A 6,141-nucleotide genomic window follows, 5' to 3' on the forward strand; every position below is an offset into this window, starting at 1 on the left:
GCGGTAGCTGACCGGCGACACCTTGTAGCCCACCACCATCGGCCGCTTGGCCAGCATGGCTTCGAGCGTGGCGGTCCCTGAGGCCAGCAGTACGACGTCCGCGGCCAGCATGCTGTCGTGCGCATGGTTCTGCAGGACCAGCGGTGGCGCGCCTGGAAACGGTGCGCGGGCGATCATCTCATCGATGGTGGCCAGGGCAGTGGCGTTGGCAGCGGGAACCACCACCCGCAGCGTCGGAATGGCCTCGGCGACCTTGCGCGCGGCGTCAAGGAAACTCGTGCCCAGGCGCTCCAGCTCGCTGCGGCGGCTGCCAGGCAGCACCGCAAGCACGGGAGCATCCTGGGGCAGGCCCAGGCGTACGCGGGCGGCGATACGGTCGGCCACCAGGGGGAAACGATCGGCCAGGGGGTGGCCCACGAAGCGGGCGTCCACCTTGTGCCGGGCATAGATCGGAGGTTCCATCGGGAACAGGCACAGCACGCGGTCGGCAGCACGGCCGATCTTCTCGGCACGCTTCTCCCGCCACGCCCACACCGACGGACTGACATAGTGCACGGTGCGCAGCCCGGCGCGGCGTACACGCTCTTCCACCCCGAGGTTGAAATCCGGTGCATCGATGCCGACCACCACATCGGGCCTGAGCTCGATCAGCCGCTTCACCAGCGCACGACGCAGCTTCAGAAGGCGCGGCAGGTGCTTGATTACCTCGGCAAAGCCGAACAGGGAGAGCTCGCGCATGTCGAACCAGGAATCGAGCCCCTGGGCCTGCATGCGCGAACCGCCGATGCCGACGAAGCGCGCATCGGGGTAGCGGCGGCGCAGCGCAGCGATCAGGTCGCCACCGAGTTGGTCGCCGGATTCCTCTCCCGCCAGGATGGCGATGACGGGCGAGCCCGTTGTGCGGGTGGGCGCCATGTCCTAACGCGCGAGCGAGCGCTCGCTACGGTCGAGGAAGGCGAGCATTTCGCGTACGTCCTCGCTCTCCTGCGCTTGGGCTCCCAGTTGCTCGCGGGCTTCGGCCAGCGGTAATCCGGCCATGAACAGCGTGCGATAGGCGCGCTTGATGGCCCCGATGCGGGCGGCGTCGAAGCCACGGCGCTTCAGGCCTTCGCTGTTGATGCCGCGGGGGCGGCCGCGGGCTTCGTTGGCCATCATCACGAAGGGTGGTACGTCCGAGCCCACCAGGCAGCCCATGCCGATGAACGCATGCGCGCCCACCTTGCAGAACTGGTGCACGCCTGAATATCCGGAGAGGATCGTCCAGTCGCCGATTTCGGCATGCCCGGCCAGTGCCGAGTAGTTGGAGAACACTACGTTGTTGCCCACGATGCAGTCGTGGGCGATGTGGACGTAGGCCAGCAGCCAGTTGTCGTTGCCCACGCGGGTGAGGCTGCCGCCCTCGCCGGTACCGCGGTTGATGGTGACGAATTCGCGGATGAGGTTGCGGTCGCCGATCTCAAGCTCGGTGCGCTCGCCGGAGAATTTCTTGTCCTGAGGTGGGCCACCGATGGAGGCGAACTGCGAGATGCGGTTGTCCCGGCCGATGCGCGTGGGGCCTTCGATCACCACGTGCGGGCCGACGATGGTGCCATCGCCGATCGACACGTCGGCGCCGACGATGGTGTAGGCACCGATGGTGACGTTCGCGCCGATGCGGGCGGAGGGGTCGATTTGCGCGGTCGGATGGATCATGGCTGGTGCCGGTTCCTTGGTCAGTCTGCGCGACGCGCGCTCATCAGCTCGCAGCTGGCCACTTCCTCGCCATCGACCAGCGCGCGGGCCTCGAAAATGCCCATGCCGCGGATCATCCGCTTCAGGCGAACTTCCATGCGGAGCTGGTCGCCGGGTACGACCGGCGCGTTGAAGCGGGCCTTGTCCACCTTCACCAGGTAAAAGAGCGGGTTCTCCAGGCAACTGCCCGCCGCGGCGGTAAGCTGGATCAACAGGCCCGAAGCCTGCGCCAGCGCCTCGATGATCAGCACGCCGGGCATCACCGGATGCCCGGGGAAGTGCCCCTGGAAGAACGGCTCGTTGCTGGTGACGTTCTTGATCGCGACGATGGTCTGACTGGCCGTGAATTCGAGTACGCGGTCGACCAGCAGGAACGGATAGCGATGCGGCAGCAAGCGCTGGATGTGTTCGATGTCGACGGGTAGTGTCACGCCCGGGCCCTGCTCATTCATGTTTCTTATCCTTTTCCAGCGCCGCCACGCGGCGCGCGTACTCGTCCAGGTGCTTGAAGCGGGCCGCGTTGCGCCGCCACTGGCGGTTTTCCTGCAACGGCGTGCCCGAGGAATATTCACCAGGCTCGGAAATCGAGCTGGTCACCAGGCTCTTGGCGGTAATGGTAACGCGGTCGGCTACCTCAAGGTGCCCCAGGATGCCGGCATTGCCGCCGACCATGCAGTAGCGGCCGATTTTCGCGCTGCCGGCTACCGCCGCGCAGCCGGCCATCGCCGTGTGCGCACCCACGTACACGTTGTGGGCGATCTGGATCTGGTTGTCCAGGCGCACGTCTTCCTCGAGCACGGTGTCGTCCAGTGCGCCACGGTCGATGGTGGTATTGGCGCCGATCTCGCAGTCGTCGCCGATGCGCACGCCACCGAGTTGCGGCAGCTTGATCCAGTGGTCGCGGTCGAAGGCCAGCCCGAACCCGTCAGAGCCGATCACTGCCCCCGGGTGGATGATCACGCGCTTGCCCAGGGTCACGCTGGTGACCAGTGTGACGCGGGCCACCAGGCGGCTCTGTGCGCCGACAACGCAGCCTGCGCCCACCATGCAATGGGGCCCCAGGACCACGCCGTCATCGATCACGGCATGGTCTTCGACCACGCAGCAGGGGCCGATGCTGGCGCTGGCGGCCACGCGCGCGGAGGCAGACACCACCGCGCTGGGGTGGATGCCCACCGGGTAGGCCGGCCGGCGTTCGAACAACGCGGCAATTTTTGCATAGGCAACGTAGGGGTCGCGGGCGACCAGGCTGGCGCCCTGGCGGGCGTCGGCATCCTCGGCGCGCAGCACCACGATGCCGGCCTGGCTCACCGCCAGCTGCGAGGTGTATTTCGGGTTGGAGAGGAAGGTGAGCTGGGTGGGGGTGGCCGCGGCCAGGGTGCCCACGCCGTCCACCCGCGTGTCGCCGTCGCCGCGGGCTTCCAGTTCGAACATCCGTGCAAGCTCGGCCAGCGAATAGGGCCTGGGTCCGCTCATGGTCCGTTCCCGGCTTGGGGGAAAAAGAAAGGGTGGCATGGGTTTCGCGCCCATGCCACCCCGCGATGATAGTACGTCGGCGCGATAGCGCTTGGCTTAGAACTGGCTGCCGAAGGTGAACTGGATGCGCTCTTCGTAGTGCTTGTCTTCGTCCTGGGCGCGGAACGGGATGGCGAAGTTGATGATCAGCGGTCCGATCGGGGCCTGCCACTGCAACGACAGGCCGGTGGAAGCGCGCAGGTCCTTCGCCTTGAAGGCGCCGAGGTCGGCGTACACGTTGCCCACGTCCATGAACCAGGACACGCGCGCGGTGTTCACGTCCTTCAGGAACGGCAGTGGCAGGAACACCTGTGCGGTACCGAGCACCTTGAACGCACCGCCGATCGGCTGGGCGTAGTTGTAGTAGCTGTCGGTACACTGGCCCTTCGAATTGGGCAGCACGCTGACCTGCTTGGTCGGATCGTTCGGGAACTTCGGATCCTGCGTCACGCCCGAGCACAGCTTCGGACCGAGGGTGTTGTCCTGGAAGCCACGGACGTCGCGCACGCCGCCGGAGAAGAAGTTGTTCCAGAACGGGAAGGCGAGGTCCTTGTCCTTGCCGTAGGTATTGCCGTAGCCGAGCTTGCCGTCCAGGTACAGCACAAAGCCGCGGCCCACCGGCCAGTAATGGCCAAGGTCGGTGTTGATCGTGTAGTAGCTGACGGTGGAGCCGGGCAGGGCGATTTCGCTCGACACGCTCATCACGCCACCGCGCGTGGGCGCCCAGTAGCCGTTGCGGGTGTCGTGCGACCAGCCCAGGTTGGCCGTCCACGAATGGATGGTCTGGTTGCCTACCGTGTTCTGGTAATTGATCAGTTCCTGCGGGGTGAAGCCCGGCGAGGTATTGATCTTGTTGCTGGAGATGCCCAGGCCCGCGGTGACCGAGTCGAAGTCGGTCACCGGGATGTTCAGGTAGGCGGAGAATGCCGTGGTGCTGTAGGTGTAGTTGGCGAAATCGGTATCGCCGTAATCGAGCTTCGAGTACGTGGCGTTGTAGCCCAGCGCAATGCCCGAATCGGTGAGGTACGGGTTCACGTACGACGCGTTCACGCGCTTGTAGAAGTCGGAGGTCTCAGCGCCGACGGAGAAGCGGTCGCCGGTACCCAGGAAGTTGTTCTGCGACACGGAGGCCGACAGGATGATGCCTGAGTACTGCGAGTAACCCACGCCGAACATCAGGCTGCCGGCGGACTGTTCTTCCACCTTCACCGTGACGTCCACCTGGTCGTCGGTGCCCGGCACCAGCGCCTTGTCGATCTTCACCGTCTTGAAGTAGCCCAGGCGGTCAAGGCGCGTCTTGGAGCGGTCGAGCGCGGCCTGTGAATACCAGGTGCCTTCGAGCTGGCGAAGCTCGCGGCGCATGACGTCGTCTTCGGTGCGGGTATTGCCCTGGAAGACCACGCGGCGCACGTAGACGCGCTTGCCCGGCTCGATGAAGAGCGTGAGGTCGACCGTGCGGTTGTCGCGGTCGAGCTTCGGGATCGGCGTGACCTTGGCGAAGGCGTAGCCGAGGTTGGCCAGGATGCCCTTGATGGCATCGGAGCTGGCTTCGATGGCCTTGCGGTTGAAGATCTCGCCCTTGTGGATGAAGACCAGCTTGCGCAGCATGTCCTCGGGAAGGATCAGCTCGCCGAGGAGTTTCACATCCGACACGGTGTAGATCTCGCCTTCCTTCACCGAGGCACTGATGTACATCTCGCGCTTGTCGGGGGCGATGCTGACCTGGGTGGAGTCGATGCCGAAGTCGGCATAGCCGCGGTCCATGTAGTAGGAGCCGAGTTTTTCCAGGTCGCCGGAGAGCTTCTCGCGGGAATATTGGTCGTCCTTGGAATACCACGACAACCAGTTCGAGGTGTTCTGCTCGAAGCCGCTGCGGATATCCTTGTCGCTGAAGGCCTTATTGCCGACGACGTTGATTTCCCTGATCTTGGCAGCCTTGCCTTCGCGGATCTCGATGTCGATGGCCACGCGGTTGCGGTCCAGGCGCGTGACGTGCGGATCGACCGACACGTTGTACTTGCCGCGGTTGTAGTACTGGCGGATCAGTTCCTGCTGCACGCGGTCGAGCGACAGGCGGTCGAAGGTTTCACCTTCCGACAGGCCGATCTCCTTCAGGCCCTTGCGCAGGTCGTCTTCCTTGATGTCCTTGTTGCCGCGCAGGGTGAGCTTGGCGATGGCAGGGCGCTCGACGACCTTGATCACCATGATGCTGCCCTGGCGGTCGACTTCGACGTCCGAGAAGAACTTGGTCTGGTAGAGGGCGCGGATGGCGGCCTGGGCGCGATCGTCGGTGAGGGTGTCCCCCTTCTCGATCGGCAGGTAGCTCAGCACCGTACCCTGGGCGATGCGGGTCAGGCCATCGATGCGGATATCGGAAACGACGAACGGTTCAAAGGCAAGGGCCTGCGCAGAGAGGGAGGCGAGCAAGATCAGGGCGGCGATACGCTTCATCGTCGATTCCGTAAGGTTAATCGTGGCGACCGGCGACGAAACCGGGCGCTGGATATTCGCGCGTGGCAGGCACGGGGCCGGCAACGCAAGAGGATGGTAAAGCCGTAAAACCGATGGCGCTGGCGCCGGGCCCCGAAGTCACGGTCACGAGACGAAGTGGCGGTGAATGTCGTTGAAGAAGGCCAGGCCCATCAGCGTGAACAGCAAGGCCAGGCCAACGTACTGGCCGGCAATCATCGTTCGTTCGCTGACCGGGCTGCCCTTGACCAACTCAATAAGGTAATACAGCAGGTGTCCGCCGTCCAAGACCGGGATCGGCAGCATGTTGAGGATGGCAAGGCTTAAGGACACCATCGCCAGGAAATTAAGGAACCAGGCCACGCCCCGGCCGGCCGAATCGTTGGCCGCCTCGGCGATGCCGACGACGCCTGAAAGGTTCTTGGT

Annotated in this window: 6 protein-coding genes; all 6 read right to left on the reverse strand. The window is 64.7% G+C overall.

The window, feature by feature from the left end; genetic code table 11:
• Positions 1–915 (reverse strand): lipid-A-disaccharide synthase (gene lpxB, locus VK519_RS00545; protein ID WP_324346638.1); only part of this gene is annotated, 915 nt, incomplete at its 3' end.
• A 3-nt stretch (positions 916–918) separates the two neighbouring features.
• Entirely contained in the window at positions 919–1,692 is a 774-nt protein-coding gene (gene lpxA, locus VK519_RS00550) for an acyl-ACP--UDP-N-acetylglucosamine O-acyltransferase (protein ID WP_324346640.1), read from the reverse strand.
• A 20-nt stretch (positions 1,693–1,712) separates the two neighbouring features.
• The gene (fabZ, locus tag VK519_RS00555) at positions 1,713–2,183 is read right to left on the reverse strand and encodes a 3-hydroxyacyl-ACP dehydratase FabZ (RefSeq protein ID WP_324346642.1); all 471 of its coding nucleotides are present in this window, start codon (positions 2,181–2,183) and stop codon (positions 1,713–1,715) included.
• Positions 2,176–3,207 carry a UDP-3-O-(3-hydroxymyristoyl)glucosamine N-acyltransferase gene (gene lpxD, locus VK519_RS00560; protein ID WP_324346644.1) on the reverse strand — a complete coding sequence of 344 codons (1,032 nt, stop codon included), beginning with the start codon at positions 3,205–3,207 and terminating at the stop codon, positions 2,176–2,178. The genes fabZ and lpxD overlap by 8 nt, the downstream gene beginning before the upstream one ends.
• A gap of 96 nt (positions 3,208–3,303) precedes the next feature.
• Positions 3,304–5,697 carry an outer membrane protein assembly factor BamA gene (gene bamA / locus VK519_RS00565; RefSeq protein WP_324346646.1) on the reverse strand — a complete coding sequence of 798 codons (2,394 nt, stop codon included), beginning with the start codon at positions 5,695–5,697 and terminating at the stop codon, positions 3,304–3,306.
• 144 nt (positions 5,698–5,841) lie between these two features.
• Positions 5,842–6,141, reverse strand: a 300-nt coding sequence (locus tag VK519_RS00570; protein WP_324346648.1) for a site-2 protease family protein, incomplete at its 5' end; no start/stop codon positions are given.

Origin of the sequence: Pinirhizobacter sp. (assembly GCF_035317885.1) — a bacterium.
In the GTDB taxonomy this organism is placed as follows: Bacteria; Pseudomonadota; Gammaproteobacteria; order Xanthomonadales; family Rhodanobacteraceae; genus Pinirhizobacter.